This is a genomic window from Vibrio sp. Vb1026 (assembly GCF_033338745.1).
In the GTDB taxonomy this organism is placed as follows: domain Bacteria; phylum Pseudomonadota; class Gammaproteobacteria; order Enterobacterales; family Vibrionaceae; genus Vibrio; species Vibrio alginolyticus.
The window spans coordinates 136,793-151,011 of sequence record NZ_JAWOTH010000004.1 but is presented as its reverse complement, the minus strand read 5'-3'; the positions used below and the strand labels follow the sequence as shown (position 1 = coordinate 151,011).

The following is a 14,219-nucleotide window of genomic DNA, read 5'->3' as shown; positions in this document are numbered from 1 at the left end:
ATCTGGGATGCATTATGGTTTGTGCTGTTTTTCCGCCATTGCGTTGGCGATATCCCAACACAAACGGGCAGCTAATCGTGCTGTTTGACTATCGACGTCATAATTTGGGTTGTATTCGGCGATATCAGCCAGCATTAACTTATTTTTGTAATGAAGAATTCGATCTAAAAAGGGTGCAATAGTGTCGTAACTCACTCCCCGAGCTGCTGGTGCGCTGACTCCAGGTGCGGTTGCGGCAGGAAACACATCTAGATCAATGGTCAAATAGAGGTAGTCACAGTCGTCAATAAAATGCTGAAGCTGAGTTAAGTGATAACTGTGGTTTAAGTAGCAGAGCTGATTGTCCTCTACATACCAAACATTTAACGCATCTGCTTTTTCAAATAGCGCTTTAGTGTTGCTACTACGGCTTACACCAATACAAGCGTAATGAAAGTCCCAATCGTTACGTTGGCAAAAATGATGAATTTGGTTGAAGGGGGTGCCAGAGCTCGGTCTTATGTCGGTGAGGTTGCTCTCAAATGCGCGCAAATCGAAATGCGCATCGAAATTGATAATGCCGATTTTAGGCTTCTTCTCTGGATGGCGCGCTTTAAAATATTCCGCTAAGCCGGAAAACGAGGCCCACGCAATCTCATGCCCACCACCTAGCACGATGACTGGCGTATGGGGCAGTGCGCTTGAAATGGTTGCTGCACATAGAGCTTGGCTCTCTTCCAGTAAGTCGTCTTCACACACCACAGTACCTAAGTCATATAGTGGGGCGTCTTGGTGCCATGCTAAATTAGCGAGTGCTCGTCGGATTAAGTCTGGCGCTTTTTTCGCGCCAATGCGTCCTTTGTTTCTCGCAACGCCAGCGTCGGTAGCAAAACCGAGTAATGAGACGCCATGCGCAACGGCACTCAACTCATCTGCTTTTTGGCGTTGAACAACGTGATGAATTCGCTGACCAAGCTTGCCGTCCTCGGCATCATGACGGCCTTGCCAATGAAATAGGGGAGAGTGTAGGTCGAATTGAGACATATTATTGGCCTCCGTGTGAAATGTATTCACCATTTACTATACGACCTACTAGACGTTTTGCTCCGACTTGATAGCTTAAATCCGCAGGGCTTTCGATATCCCAGATAGAGAAGTCCGCATCAAACCCTACTTTGATTTCGCCACGTGAGTTTTGATAACCCAGAGCTTTGGCTGCATGTTGCGTTACACCACGCAGTGCTTCTTGCGGTGTAAGGCGAAATAGTGTGCACGCCATATTCAGCATGAGTGTGAGATCAGAAAATGGTGATGTACCTGGGTTGACGTCCGTAGCAATTGCCATCGGCACGTTATGCTCTCTCAACAACTCAATCGGTGGTAACTGAGTTTCTCTTAGAAAATAAAAAGCGCCAGGCAATAGAGTGGCGACAGTGTTTGATCGAGCAAGTGCTTTAACACCTTGCTCATCTAAAAACTCGATGTGATCCGCTGACAGACCGTTGTATTGCGCAGTGAGGGCTGTACCACCGAGATTAGAAAGCTGCTCAGTATGCCCTTTAACCTTTAAGCCGTGACGTTTTGCAGCTACAAACACTTTTTCTGTTTGTTCAAGATTGAAACCAATCGATTCACAAAAAACATCGACACTCGTAGCTAATTCTTCCTTTGCGACAACAGGGATTATGTCCTGACAAATGTGCTCAATATAATCATCTGCACGACCTTGGAACTCTGGCGGAATGGCGTGAGCGGCGAGAAGTGTAGTGGTGATTTTAACTTTGCGCTCTTGTTCAAGCATTTTGGCTGCACGGAGCATTTTTACTTCATCATTCAGTGTCAATCCGTAGCCTGATTTCACTTCGACAGAAGTGACGCCGCTCGCGAGTAGCCCGTCTAAACGTGGCAACGCTAACTCAACTAATTGCGCTTCGGTTGCTGAACGCGTCGCATGCACCGTTGAAAGTATCCCACCGCCTTGTTTGGAAATTTCTTGATATGGCACGCCGTTTAAGCGCATTTCAAATTCGTTGGCACGATTGCCCGCGTAAATAAGATGAGTGTGGCAGTCGATCAAACCTGGCAGAACTAACTTGCCTTGAAGGTCGATACTCTGAGCGTAATGTTGGGCAGACAGCAGAGACTCGGTTTGCGGTGCGTCTTCACCAATGGCACAAGTACTGATCGCAACGATTTTTCCAGATTGAATACCAATGCGCGCTGGAGGCGTTGGAAGGTATCCGCATTCTCCCGATTGCATGGTAACTAGACGTGCGTTTTCAATCAGCAAATCCATGTTTGTGTCCCTGTGTTTATTTGTATCATTAAATGTATATACAAATAAATAGAGCAAAATAAGAACACTGACAAGATTGATGTTGCTAAAATGTGATCAAAACGTAGATCTAGAGGACAAATCTTGTCCTTAAATGAGCACTTTTGAGCTCAGCTTATATTTGTTACCAGGGTGATAAAGTAGGGCGGTACTGACTAACTTATCTTGGCTCCACGTTCTGCGATTCAAGAGAAGGCAAGGTTCATTGGCTTGCATTTTTAAGTCTTGCTTAATACGGCTTTCAGGCACAATTGCCTCTACAGTATGTTCTATCGCGCTGAGTGGGCAATTATCTGACAGGTATTGATTTGGAGTGATTTGTGTGAAGTCTTGATTTAAATAACTCGGGGCATATTGGCTATTCACCCAGCGGAGCTCCAATTGAATCGGCGTTTGGTCTTCATAGTGAATAATTTCACTGTAAAACACTGTCGTGCCTAGCATAACGCCGAGTTTTGTCGCAATGTTGTCATCTGCTTTTATGGCAATCTGTTTGAGCACTTTACTGCCATACTTTCGCCCTCTATCGCTGACTTCTTCGGCAATGTTTCGAATGTCTAGCAGGGGAGATTCTGACTTTTCACCAGGATCACACACGAACGTGCCTAAGCGTGGGCGACGTTGTAATCGGCCCTCATTTACTAAATCCCGAATTGCTTTGTTCACTGTCATTCTACTGACACCAAATTGCTCGGTAAGCTCAATCTCGGTGGCGATGCGATGACCAACTACCCACTCTCCAGCATCAATTTTATCCAGGATAAATTGTTTAATTTGAATGTAGAGCGGTGCAGACATAATGATTTCCCTTTATTTGACTATACAAATACTGCTGAATTTAGGTACAAATTGCAAACATTTCTCGACGAATGTACCGCTTAGTGACCGAACAATCCTATTGCAGGGCTGAATGACTCTTGCTGCTGAGCATTATTTGGCTTGATGATTGAATTCAAGCATTTTCTTGTGGTCTATTGCTTGCACAGCAGAAAACAATTGTGTAAACAAACGATTATTAGAAGAAAAGTCGCTAAAAAAGGAAAAATATGTTTAAAAAATTGAAAGCATCACTGGGGATCGGCTCTGCAAAAGTAGATACCATTTTGGACGAAATGAGCGTGTTTCAAGGAGCGACGCTGAAAGGGCATGTTCATATCAAAGGCGGAGACGTCGAACAACAAATTGATGCTATTACGATTAAATTGAACACGGAAATGAAAGTCGAAGTGGATGATAGCGTAAGTTACCAAACCTTCACTATTGATCAATTGAAAGCAGTTGACCCTTTTGTGATTCAACCTAATGAAGAAAAGCAGGTTCCGTTTGAGCTAAAACTGCATGATGAAACGCCAATTACTGCGGTTAGCGCACTTAAGAATCAATGTCATGTTTGGGTCGAGACGACGTTAGATATTGATTTTGCGATTGACCCGCGTGACCGTGACTATATTGAAGTGAAACCACTACCAGTAGCATCTCGGGTTATTCAAGCGATCGAGCAAGCTGGCTTCACTATGGTTAAAGCCGATGTTGAAAAAGGCTTTTTGCGCGGTGGCTCGTTTGCCTCTCGCTCTGGTATTTATCAAGAGCTAGAGTTCCGTAACAGCGGCTTTATCTCATCAAAAGAAATTGAGCTCTCTTTTATAGTGGAAGGGCAGGTCATGCATTGTTTGGCAGAGATTGACCGTTCGCTCAGCTTGGCTGGTGACCAATATCGCTCGTTTACGTTACCGATCAATGCAACCGATGCTCAAGTCGCTGTCGCAGTTGCACCAACGCTAAATCTATAGCTCTCATCAACTTGATGAAAATATGTACCGATATCCTATTGTGAAAGCGATATCGGTACTGTTATCCATGTTTCTTGCGTTCTCTACGGCTAAAAACTCAAGCGCTGAATTTTCCATTAGATATCGATAGCCTAATACCAGTTCATTAGAGACATCAGCAAACTCTGTGGGCCCTTCTGTTGAGCCTTGATACCAATGATATTCCAACATCAGGTGATGGTTATCTTCTAAGGCATAACGGTACCCACCCGCAATGGCAATCGTATTATGTCGATAGGGCAGATCGAGCAAGGCACGGTCATCCGATCGAAAAGTCATGCCAATCATCGAATAAAATGCATGAGCATCACTTAAGTAGCTGTAGTTTAATTGGAAGCCTTGCTCGAAACTGCTACCTTGAAAAGTGCCGTGAGCCACATCGTTAAAATACAAACTGCCGCCAATCGATAGGCCGTGATGTTCATTTTGGAACACTTGATACTGTAAGTAAGTAGATAGGTTATTGGCCAGTGTTTGTCCTTCGAAATCATCTTCAAGCACATCATATTGCGGCATTGAAATGTAAAAACGATCTCTCTCTACTTTATCCCGCCCATTTTGTCCGATACCGAAAAGTTTATGGAAGCTTTTCGTCAGTCCATCTAAATGGTTGTCAGCGGCAAAGACCCATCGATAGTTGAGCTCCCACTGCCAACGGTTGCTGACTTGCCATTTGCTGCCTAATTCGAATTGATTGTGGTAATAATCCAGTGCGTATTCATCAGTATGAGCCCAAACACTTGCCACGGTTCCCGAACCATAAGCTTCGACAAAACCAGAGGGCAGACTATGTCCTGAGCGCAGTATGTTAGTGTGACTAACCACTTGCATTGGGGATTGTGCGTAAGAACGCAGCGGGCCATATAAGTCATTTGATGCGAAGGCTTGTAAAGAACATATCGAGGTGCTTAGAAGCACCATAAAGCGCGATTTGAAATAGACCATGATGAATACCTATATACAAACTACTCTATAAAACAACTATATACCTAAATCGCACGTTGAGCTCTCGCCCAGCGTGTTAGGCTTTGTATCGGTTCACACGTAATAGGCGATATTGTAATTTGTTGTGTAAGTTCATTGAGGGGCAATTCCGTTGGTCCCTTAAAAGCATGATCAGATTGTCGTGACGGGTCTGCGGTTAAGTTCTTATGACAAAACAAAATCGCGCTTTGCATTCTAAATGTGAGCTAGGTACAATCCCATTTTCGATAACGGTCCGGTATTCGTGTTACCGAGAGGCCTTTATTGACTCTCAACTATTTTCAACAAATAGCTTCTAATTTGAATAACATGTGTTGCTTGGTGTGCAACACCACTGTAAAGGACATAGCATGCCTATTATTACTCTTCCTGACGGCAGTCAGCGTCAATTTGACAACCCAGTTTCTACTATGGAAGTTGCGCAATCGATCGGTCCTGGTCTTGCAAAAGCAACTATCGCTGGTCGTGTAAACGGTAACCGCGTTGATGCGTGTGATCTAATTGAAAAAGACGCAAGCCTTGAAATCATCACAGTTAAAGATGAAGTAGACGGTCTAGAAATCGTTCGTCACTCTTGTGCTCACCTTCTTGGTCACGCTCTTAAGCAGCTTTACCCTCAAGCTAAAATGGCGATCGGTCCAACCATCGACAATGGCTTCTACTACGATATCGACCTAGACGAATCTCTAACGCAAGAAGATCTTGAAAAGATTGAAAAGCGTATGAAAGAGCTAGCGAAAACCAAGTACGAAGTGGTTAAGAAAAAAGTAAGCTGGCAGGAAGCGCGTGATACGTTTGAATCACGTGGCGAACCATACAAAGTGGAAATCCTAGACGAAAACGTATCTCGCGATGATCGTCCAGGCCTTTACCACCATGAAGAATACATCGACATGTGTCGTGGTCCTCACGTTCCTAATATGAGCTTCTGTCAACACTTCACTTTGCTGAATGTTGCAGGTGCTTACTGGCGTGGTAACAGCGACAACAAAATGCTTCAACGTATCTACGGTACGGCTTTCCACGACAAGAAAGCACTGAAAGCGCACCTAACTCGCCTAGAAGAAGCGGCGAAGCGTGATCACCGTAAGATTGGTAAGCAACTAGACCTATTCCACATGCAGCAAGAAGCACCGGGTATGGTGTTCTGGCATCACAATGGTTGGTCTATCTTCCGTGATCTAGAAGTATTCATCCGCGCTAAGCTAGATGAGTACGGTTACCAAGAAGTGAAAGGTCCACTTATGATGGACCGTGTTCTTTGGGAACGCTCTGGGCACTGGGACAAATACGCTGATGCAATGTTCACAACTTCTTCTGAGAACCGTGAATACGCGATTAAGCCAATGAACTGTCCAGGTCACGTACAGATCTTCAACCAAGGTCTAAAATCGTACCGCGACCTACCGCTACGTATGGCTGAGTTTGGCTCATGTCACCGTAACGAACCATCTGGTGCACTACACGGTATTATGCGTGTACGTGGCTTTACTCAGGATGACGCTCACATTTTCTGTACTGAGAGCCAAATTCAAGAAGAAGTAACAAACTGTATCAAGATGGTGTACGATACGTACCAAACATTTGGTTTCGACAACATCGTAGTGAAACTGTCTACTCGTCCAGAGAAACGCGTAGGTTCAGATGAAATCTGGGATCAATCTGAAGAAGCATTGAAGCAGTCTCTTGAATCGATGGATATCCCATACGAAATTCAAGAAGGCGAGGGTGCGTTCTACGGTCCTAAGATTGAATTCACACTATACGATTGTCTAGATCGTGCGTGGCAGTGTGGTACTGTCCAGCTAGACTTCAACCTACCAGGTCGCTTAGGTGCAACTTATGTAGGTGAAAACAATGAACGTCTTGTACCGGTAATGATTCACCGTGCGATTCTAGGTTCACTAGAGCGCTTCATCGGTATCCTTATCGAAGAATATGCTGGTTTCTTCCCAACTTGGTTGGCGCCAGAACAAGCAGTTCTTATGAACATTACTGATAAACAGTCAGGTTATGTTCAAGAAATAGTACAAAAACTACAAAAAAGTGGAATTAGAGCTAAAGCGGACTTGAGAAATGAGAAGATTGGCTTTAAAATCCGCGAACATACTTTGAAGCGTGTACCGTATATGCTTGTTGTTGGTGACCAAGAAATGGAAGCTGGCGAAATTGCAGTGCGTACTCGTAAAGGTAAAGATCTTGGTAAATTTAAAGTGGATGATTTTATTGCATACATCCAAGACGAGATCTCTAGCCGTAAGCTCAATCTGGAGGAATAAGCTATTAAAGGCGGAAGACGTGGCCAACAGCCGGTAAAACAAAACCCGCACCGTATCAACGGTGAAATTCGTGGTATTCGTGAAGTTCGACTAACAGGCGCTGACGGTGAATCAGTTGGTGTTGTATCGATTCAAGAAGCCATTGCAGCTGCTGAAGAAGCTGGTATGGATCTCGTTGAGATCAGTCCTAACGCCGAGCCACCTGTTTGTCGTGTGATGGACTATGGTAAGTTCCTCTTCGAGAAGAGCAAAACTGCTAAAGAGCAGAAGAAGAAGCAAAAGCAGGTCCAGATCAAGGAAGTAAAATTCCGTCCTGGAACTGATATTGGAGACTATCAGGTAAAACTACGCAACCTGACGCGTTTCCTTGAAGAAGGCAACAAAGTGAAAGTAACAATTCGCTTCCGTGGCCGAGAGATGGCACACCAAGACATCGGTGTTGACGTTCTAAATCGTCTTAAGGAAGATACTGCAGAAATTGCTGTAGTTGAATCTTTCCCTAAGAAGATTGAAGGTCGCCAGATGATCATGGTGCTAGCCCCTAAAAAGAAGTAATTAACGGCTCATCAAGTAATTAAAACCTAGCCGCTTTCCTTTATATAAAGGCATATGGCTGGGTTTTGTTCGCCCTAATTACGTTGTTTATTAAACCTACTCAATGCGGAGTTATTCATCATGCCTAAGATGAAAACCAACAAAGGTGCTGCTAAGCGTTTTAAGAAAACTGCTGGTGGTATTAAGTACAAGCACGCTACAAAACGTCACATCCTGACTAAGCGTACTACTAAGAACAAGCGTCAACTACGTCCGAATGCAATCCTTCCAAAATGTGAAGTGGCTGCAGTAATCCGTATGTTGCCATACGCTTAATTCTTTTTAGTTATCAATCGTTTAGTTTAGGAGAAGCATAATGCCTCGCGTAAAACGTGGTGTACAAGCTCGTGCACGTCATAAGAAAGTTCTAAAACAAGCTAAAGGTTACTACGGTGCGCGTTCACGTGTTTACCGCGTAGCTTTCCAAGCAGTTACTAAAGCTGGTCAATACGCTTACCGTGACCGTCGCGCTAAGAAACGTCAATTCCGTCAACTATGGATTGCACGTATCAATGCGGCATCTCGTCAAAATGGTCTATCTTACAGCCGTTTCATCAACGGTCTGAAGAAAGCATCTATTGAGATCGACCGTAAGATCCTTGCGGACATCGCAGTATTCGACAAAGCTGCATTTGCAGTTCTAGTTGAAAAAGCGAAAGCTGCTCTTTAATTAGCAGTTTAGGATTAAGAGAAGGAGAGCATTAGCTCTCCTTTTTTATTGCTAAAATTTATACCCAAATGACTTTTAGCTTGGCTATTTAGAGTATTGTTTATCAGTCTTCTCAATTTATTGGTTAGCATCTTATGTTAGTTATAAGGTAGCTTGGGTATAAATTTTTACGTTTATAAGGGATTAAAAATGATCTACACAACGACCGAAAGCATTCCTGGCAAGCAGATCTCTGAAATCAGAGGGGTTGTAACTGGTAATGTTGTTCAATCAAAGCATATTGGCCGTGACCTCATGGCGGGTATCAAGAGCATTGTTGGCGGCGAAATTCGTGGTTACACGGAAATGATGACCGACGCGCGTGATATTGCTATACAGCGCATGGTGGCGGACGCTGAATCTAAAGGTGCCGATGCAATTGTAGGGATTCGATTTACCACAAGCTCAATCGTAGATGGTTCTTCGGAAATTTTGGCATTTGGTACTGCAGTGAAACTAGCGGACTAGTCTACTTGAATAGCATTGCAAAAATGCTAATAGAGAGCGGTGAATTATTATGCATTTACCGTTCTGTTCCTTTTAGGTTAATTATTCTAGATTTTTGTAGAGAGAATAGGTTTATATTCTCAACTTTACGTTACTATTAAAATTAATCACGATGATTTAGAGTAATTGCTTCACTTTTATTTTGCATATTATTTTATATCTATAATGAAATTGAATTCATATTTAATTTTTCATTTGTTGTGTGAATTCTCTTTTCAGTATATTAATTCATGTTTTTCTTATAAAAATATGAACTTATACCTTGCCAAGCGGTTCTAAATTGTTACAAATACTATACAGCTGTAACATTGCCAAAAGGAATTGTAGATGAGAGATCTGACTCCCGAATACTTGCTAGCCGCATTACGCCAAGCGATTAAAACAAAAGGGCTAACATATCGAGAGCTATCTGAGAAAATGGGTATGCCACTATCTACCTTTAAGAGACATCTTACAAGCACGAATCTCGCTTTAGATAAGTTGCTGGAATATTGTAGAGCGGTTGATTGCACGTTAGATGAACTACAAAAGCTCGCAAATCAATTGCAAGGTGAAGACGAGGATTACTTTAGTCGCACACAGGATGAAGTATTCTTTCAATTCCCTCACCTTTACGACTTTTATCGTGAATTGAGAATGCTTCGAGGTAAAGACGGTTATTCTATTTTAAAGAAAAAGTATGACTTGTCTGAGCAGAGCATGTCTGATTACTTAAAAGCATTAGAGTTGTTGGATCTCGTTTACGTTGATGAAGATAAAAATATAACGCTGCACGGGCCTTTATATTATAGCTATGCAGAGAACTCCAAGCTCAACGACAAATATACCGAAATCATAAAAGAGCAGACGACTACCCACGATAAGTGTGTTCGCGTTGCTTTGGCGCGTATGAAAATTACTGAAGAACAGCTTTTGTTACTGGAAGATCAAGTTGCAAAGACCGTCATTGATTTTCATTCCAAAAATGTTGTAGCAGAGAACTTTAATGTCTCTGATTTTACTAATATTGTTCTACTTGCTGGGCCACATCAGCCAGTCACATTCTCTGACGGCATTATTGAGACAGAGGGGCGATTTATTGATGATATTCGTTATGCCATCGCAGCTGCAGGTGATAAGCCAAGCCTATCTATATAGATTTTGAGCCTTTTTTGAAGAGAGTTTCTGAAAGGGCGTTGCAAAAGAAAAAGCCTAAGACAGCAAATACTTTGTAAGTAGGGCATTCAGCGGTGTTTGCTCTTAATTCAGACTTAAAGTGTGTTGGGCTTATTTCGAATAATACCTGTTCAGCATCTACTTTCGTTATTTTTAACATGCTGATTTCCTTCGTTGTTCCTCCCAAAGCCTCTCTCGCTTCCTCTACAAAGAAACCATTCTCGTTGAACCAAGCATCCTGTAGCTACTTGGGTATGCATAATTGGTAGCTATTTATCTTCTAATTATAAATTCATACTTGAAATGTTTGTTTTTTGATCTATTATGACGAAGTGTCATTTTTGACGGTTCGTCAACTTTAGTTGCGTTCCTGTATTAAAGAATCGTGTTACAATTATTGGGAGTGTGTTGGTATACGGATCAAAGGATTATGTTTAACTTTCGCTGTAAAAAATATAGCAAGCAAGACGGATGTCGTGTGTCTTCAGGGCTAACAAAAAAGCAACAGGCGATTGCTGATCGTGAGATAGAGCTTATTCAATTGGCTAAGTCTTTAGTTCAAGAGCAAGGCTTTGCCAACTTAACGATGGACAAGCTTACAGCCTCAAGCCCTTATTCTAAAGGGACGATCTACAATCATTTTTGCAGCAAAGAAGATGTGATTCTTGCGCTTTGTATTCATTCGCTGAAAAGCGAAGCAATATTTTTCGAACGTACCGCCAAATTTAATGGCAATACCAGAGAAAAAATCATTGCGATGCATGTAGGTTATCGTATTTACGCTCGTATGGAGCCAGTACTATCAACTTGTGCGATTGTTGCAAAGACGCCTTGGGTTCTAGAGAAGGCTTCGCCTAAACGTGTGAATGAACTGAATAACTTGGAAGAACAAGTAATAGATGGTGCTGATGCGCTGGTGAACAATGCGGTAGAATGTGGTGATCTTAAGTTTTCTCCCGCAATTGGTTCTGATGCTATTGTATTCGCCAACTGGTCTATTGCATTCGGTTCAAACGCTTTGGCGCAAAATGCATCGAACAGTCGATGTATTCAGCGAATTCAAGACCCATTCTCAGTACTGCACAACGCGAATATGTTACTTGATGGTTTAGGTTGGTCGCCTTTATCTACAGAATGGGACTACCGTAAAACCTGGCGTCGAGTGGAGCAGGAGTTATTTAGTGAAGAGCTTGCTTATTTAGAGTCAGTGAATCGCTAATAAACTGGAAAGGCCAATCTGACGTTATGGTTGGCTTTTTTATCGCACTATTGTGACGAATCGTCATTAAATCTCGAGGGTTGGCGTTCAGCCAATGATCACGAGAAGCATAGGAAGTTACTAAAAACTGACTTATGTAGCCAAATTCATTCGATCTAAAGTTTGCATGTCGAGTTTGTCTGGTTATTTACAGCATTTGCTGTTTTTTTAGTTTTTAAATTTGACGAAACGTCACAAAAGGAGAGTGTGATGCCACATCACAACGTTCAACAATACGCCCGTTCAGGGTGGGGTAAGCTACCAACGAATTACAGTGTATTGGTGATGCTTGCTACCGTTTTATTGATTGTCATAGCAACTATTGGAGGAAAAAATCTTTACTTTAGAGGAGATTACGACATCTTCTTTGATGGAACAAATGAGCAGTTACTTGCGTTTGATGAAATTCAAACCACCTTTGCAAAATCTGACAGTCTTGCTTTGGTTATAGCGCCAAAGAGCGGCACTGTTTTTACTCCTAGCACATTATCTCTTATTCAGCAGATCACTGACGAGGCGTGGCAAGTTCCATACTCCACCCGCGTTGATTCCCTCGCCAACTACCAGCATACCGAAGCGTTTGAAGATGATCTTCTTGTCGAAGACTTACTGTATAGCGAATATGAATTGACACCTCAACGAATAGAGAAAGTCAAAAGTATTGCGTTGAGTGAGCCGGTTTTGAAAAGTTCACTGATTTCTGAAAAAGGAGATGTCACGGTCGTAAACATTACGGTCCAACTCCCTGAAATAGATAAAACTGCTGAAGTACAAGAGGTGGTTGCTTACATAAACGGAATGATTGAGCGTTATCAGCAAGTGTACCCAGACACGGAATTCCACAAGGCTGGTATTATTGCAATGAACTACGCGTTTATGACCGCAGCCCAAGATGATAGCGCAACATTAGTGCCAACTATGTTACTAGTGATATTGGTGTTTCTGACCATCATGTTGCGCTCATTGCTTAGCGTCATCGCGACGCTCATCGTTATTATCGGCTCGGTTATGGTGACAATGGGCTTGTCAGGATGGGCTGGTATGTTCTTAAGCACGGCGACCGTTAATGTGCCTACCTTGGTGATGACGCTTGCCGTCGCAGACTGTGTACACATCATCGCGACAATGCGTCAGTTTATGCAAAACGGCTTTAGTAAAGCCCACTCTATTGAGCGAAGTATTGCGCTCAATTTCATGCCTATCTTGATTACCTCCATTACCACCGCGATCGGCTTTTTAATGATGAATATGTCGGATTCTCCAATCCTGAGAGATTTCGGCAACCTATCAGCCCTTGGCGTCATGGTTGCTTGTTTCCTTTCCATCACGTTACTTCCCGCCTTGCTTAATATCCTTCCGGTTACGGTGAAGTCGGATACTTCTGATGAAAGAAAGCACTTTATGGATCATTTAGGAGATTTCGTGGTGTCAAAGCGACATGCTTTATTGCCGTTGTCGGTGCTTGTTATTGTCGCGAGTGCGAGCTTGATTCCACTGAACAAAGTCAATGATGAATCCGTCGAGTACTTTGGCCATAGCAATGAATTTCGCCGAGCGGCTGATTTTATGGAAGAGCGAATCAGTGGCATGGCGAACATCAGTATCGCGATAAAAACCAACGAATCGCAGGGTATTGCGGATCCTAATTTTCTCAATACCGTGGGTAAATTTACTGACTGGCTAAGGTTGCAGCCAGAAACGGACCATGTTGCGACCTTGAGCGATGTTTATAAGCGCCTAAACAAGAACATGCATGGAGATGATCAGGCTTATTACTCGCTCCCTCAAGACAGAGAATTAGCGGCTCAATATCTGCTGCTTTACGAAATGTCACTACCGTATGGTTTAGATTTGAACAACCAAATCAATGTAGATAAGTCGTCGATCAAGATGGTTCTCACCGTGGAGAACTTGGGCAGCGTCGAGCTTGTTGATTTGGAAAATCGCATTTACCAATGGTTTAACGAAAACGCGCCTCAATATGATGTTGTTGCTTCTAGTCCTTCATTGATGTTTGCGCATATTGGTGAAACGAATATGGCCAGCATGCTGTCAACCTTGCCCATTACTCTTGTCTTAATCTCTGCATTACTGATCTTTGCCTTGCGTTCGTTCAAGCTTGGCTTAATTAGTCTTGTCCCGAATATTGCTCCTGCGCTTATTGGTTTTGGTATTTGGGCGCTGGTTTCTGGCGAGATTAACTTGGGATTGTCTGTCGTTGTGACATTAACGCTTGGTGTTGTTGTCGATGACGCCGTTCACTTTCTTTCTAAATATCAACACGCTCGTAAAGATGGCCACAGTGCGGAGCAAGCGGTTCGCTACGCCTTTCGTACCGTGGGGCGCGCACTTTGGATTACGACTGTCGTGCTTGTTGCTGGTTTCTCTGTTCTGGCGATGTCGAGCTTCCGTTTAAATGCCGATATGGGACAGCTGAGTGCCATTGTCATCTTTATTGCTCTTGTTGTGGATTTCATCTTCCTACCGACTCTACTGATGTTGTTTGACAAAGGCGTTTACGACGAGGTGGAGCGCCGAAATAAGCTTAAATCAACTGACTCTCAAACCAAGACTGTTACTCAGTCATAAC

At 43.0% G+C, this 14,219-nt stretch carries 14 protein-coding genes; 9 read left to right on the top strand and 5 right to left on the bottom strand.

What is annotated here, in order from left to right; translation table 11 throughout:
* Positions 1 to 12 precede the first annotated feature (12 nt).
* From hutG to hutC, 3 genes are all read right to left on the bottom strand, one after another.
* Positions 13 to 1,023 (bottom strand): formimidoylglutamase, encoded by a 1,011-nt coding sequence (hutG, locus tag R7E47_RS09065; protein ID WP_170893861.1) that lies wholly within the window; start codon positions 1,021 to 1,023, stop codon positions 13 to 15.
* 1 nt (position 1,024) lies between these two features.
* A complete protein-coding gene (hutI, locus tag R7E47_RS09060; protein WP_005377945.1) occupies positions 1,025 to 2,275 on the bottom strand; it encodes an imidazolonepropionase in 1,251 nt (416 codons plus the stop codon).
* 129 nt (positions 2,276 to 2,404) lie between these two features.
* Positions 2,405 to 3,112 (bottom strand): histidine utilization repressor, encoded by a 708-nt coding sequence (gene hutC / locus R7E47_RS09055; RefSeq protein WP_005385493.1) that lies wholly within the window; start codon positions 3,110 to 3,112, stop codon positions 2,405 to 2,407.
* A gap of 248 nt (positions 3,113 to 3,360) precedes the next feature.
* Here hutC and R7E47_RS09050 point away from each other — a divergent pair, with 248 nt between their 5' ends.
* Positions 3,361 to 4,104, top strand: a complete 744-nt coding sequence (locus tag R7E47_RS09050) for a sporulation protein (protein ID WP_258669527.1) — start codon at positions 3,361 to 3,363, stop codon at positions 4,102 to 4,104.
* Between the two features lie 6 nt (positions 4,105 to 4,110).
* Here the strand turns inward: R7E47_RS09050 and R7E47_RS09045 are convergent, their stop codons facing one another.
* Positions 4,111 to 5,088 carry a DUF3187 family protein gene (locus R7E47_RS09045; protein WP_318084139.1) on the bottom strand — a complete coding sequence of 326 codons (978 nt, stop codon included), beginning with the start codon at positions 5,086 to 5,088 and terminating at the stop codon, positions 4,111 to 4,113.
* A gap of 389 nt (positions 5,089 to 5,477) precedes the next feature.
* Between R7E47_RS09045 and thrS the strand changes: the two genes are divergently transcribed.
* The 6 genes from thrS to R7E47_RS09015 all read left to right on the top strand — a co-directional run bounded on the left by thrS (position 5,478) and on the right by R7E47_RS09015 (position 10,353).
* Positions 5,478 to 7,406, top strand: coding sequence for a threonine--tRNA ligase (gene thrS, locus R7E47_RS09040; protein WP_318084138.1), 1,929 nt, complete (start codon positions 5,478 to 5,480; stop codon positions 7,404 to 7,406).
* Positions 7,407 to 7,409: 3 nt separating this feature from the next.
* The gene (infC, locus tag R7E47_RS09035) at positions 7,410 to 7,961 is read left to right on the top strand and encodes a translation initiation factor IF-3 (protein WP_080276913.1); all 552 of its coding nucleotides are present in this window, start codon (positions 7,410 to 7,412) and stop codon (positions 7,959 to 7,961) included.
* Positions 7,962 to 8,081: 120 nt separating this feature from the next.
* Positions 8,082 to 8,276 carry a 50S ribosomal protein L35 gene (rpmI, locus tag R7E47_RS09030; protein ID WP_005377932.1) on the top strand — a complete coding sequence of 65 codons (195 nt, stop codon included), beginning with the start codon at positions 8,082 to 8,084 and terminating at the stop codon, positions 8,274 to 8,276.
* 40 nt (positions 8,277 to 8,316) lie between these two features.
* A complete protein-coding gene (gene rplT, locus R7E47_RS09025; protein WP_004727974.1) occupies positions 8,317 to 8,670 on the top strand; it encodes a 50S ribosomal protein L20 in 354 nt (117 codons plus the stop codon).
* Positions 8,671 to 8,859: 189 nt separating this feature from the next.
* On the top strand, positions 8,860 to 9,177 hold the full coding sequence (locus tag R7E47_RS09020) for a heavy metal-binding domain-containing protein (RefSeq protein WP_005377919.1): 318 nt from the start codon (positions 8,860 to 8,862) through the stop codon (positions 9,175 to 9,177).
* Between the two features lie 366 nt (positions 9,178 to 9,543).
* Positions 9,544 to 10,353: a helix-turn-helix domain-containing protein gene (locus R7E47_RS09015; RefSeq protein WP_005385480.1), complete on the top strand. Its 810-nt coding sequence runs from the start codon at positions 9,544 to 9,546 to the stop codon at positions 10,351 to 10,353.
* On the opposite strand, the gene R7E47_RS09010 is transcribed toward R7E47_RS09015, so the two are convergent.
* Positions 10,346 to 10,531, bottom strand: a complete 186-nt coding sequence (locus R7E47_RS09010) for a hypothetical protein (protein ID WP_031780965.1) — start codon at positions 10,529 to 10,531, stop codon at positions 10,346 to 10,348. The genes R7E47_RS09015 and R7E47_RS09010 overlap by 8 nt on opposite strands.
* A gap of 270 nt (positions 10,532 to 10,801) precedes the next feature.
* Between R7E47_RS09010 and R7E47_RS09005 the strand changes: the two genes are divergently transcribed.
* Together R7E47_RS09005 and R7E47_RS09000 are read left to right on the top strand one after the other, a co-directional pair.
* Positions 10,802 to 11,590 carry a TetR/AcrR family transcriptional regulator gene (locus R7E47_RS09005; RefSeq protein WP_005377913.1) on the top strand — a complete coding sequence of 263 codons (789 nt, stop codon included), beginning with the start codon at positions 10,802 to 10,804 and terminating at the stop codon, positions 11,588 to 11,590.
* A gap of 249 nt (positions 11,591 to 11,839) precedes the next feature.
* Complete coding sequence (locus R7E47_RS09000; protein ID WP_192947909.1) at positions 11,840 to 14,218, top strand: efflux RND transporter permease subunit; 2,379 nt, start codon at positions 11,840 to 11,842, stop codon at positions 14,216 to 14,218.
* Position 14,219: the final 1 nt, after the last annotated feature.

Coding starts and splice junctions, on each gene's coding strand:
- hutG (WP_170893861.1), bottom strand. CDS start 1,023: ATGTCTCAATTCGACCTACACTCTCCCCTATTTCATTGGCAAGGCCGT.
- R7E47_RS09020 (WP_005377919.1), top strand. CDS start 8,860: ATGATCTACACAACGACCGAAAGCATTCCTGGCAAGCAGATCTCTGAA.
- thrS (WP_318084138.1), top strand. CDS start 5,478: ATGCCTATTATTACTCTTCCTGACGGCAGTCAGCGTCAATTTGACAAC.
- hutI (WP_005377945.1), bottom strand. CDS start 2,275: ATGGATTTGCTGATTGAAAACGCACGTCTAGTTACCATGCAATCGGGA.
- R7E47_RS09000 (WP_192947909.1), top strand. CDS start 11,840: ATGCCACATCACAACGTTCAACAATACGCCCGTTCAGGGTGGGGTAAG.
- R7E47_RS09005 (WP_005377913.1), top strand. CDS start 10,802: ATGTTTAACTTTCGCTGTAAAAAATATAGCAAGCAAGACGGATGTCGT.
- R7E47_RS09050 (WP_258669527.1), top strand. CDS start 3,361: ATGTTTAAAAAATTGAAAGCATCACTGGGGATCGGCTCTGCAAAAGTA.
- R7E47_RS09045 (WP_318084139.1), bottom strand. CDS start 5,088: ATGGTCTATTTCAAATCGCGCTTTATGGTGCTTCTAAGCACCTCGATA.
- rplT (WP_004727974.1), top strand. CDS start 8,317: ATGCCTCGCGTAAAACGTGGTGTACAAGCTCGTGCACGTCATAAGAAA.
- hutC (WP_005385493.1), bottom strand. CDS start 3,112: ATGTCTGCACCGCTCTACATTCAAATTAAACAATTTATCCTGGATAAA.
- rpmI (WP_005377932.1), top strand. CDS start 8,082: ATGCCTAAGATGAAAACCAACAAAGGTGCTGCTAAGCGTTTTAAGAAA.
- R7E47_RS09015 (WP_005385480.1), top strand. CDS start 9,544: ATGAGAGATCTGACTCCCGAATACTTGCTAGCCGCATTACGCCAAGCG.
- R7E47_RS09010 (WP_031780965.1), bottom strand. CDS start 10,531: ATGTTAAAAATAACGAAAGTAGATGCTGAACAGGTATTATTCGAAATA.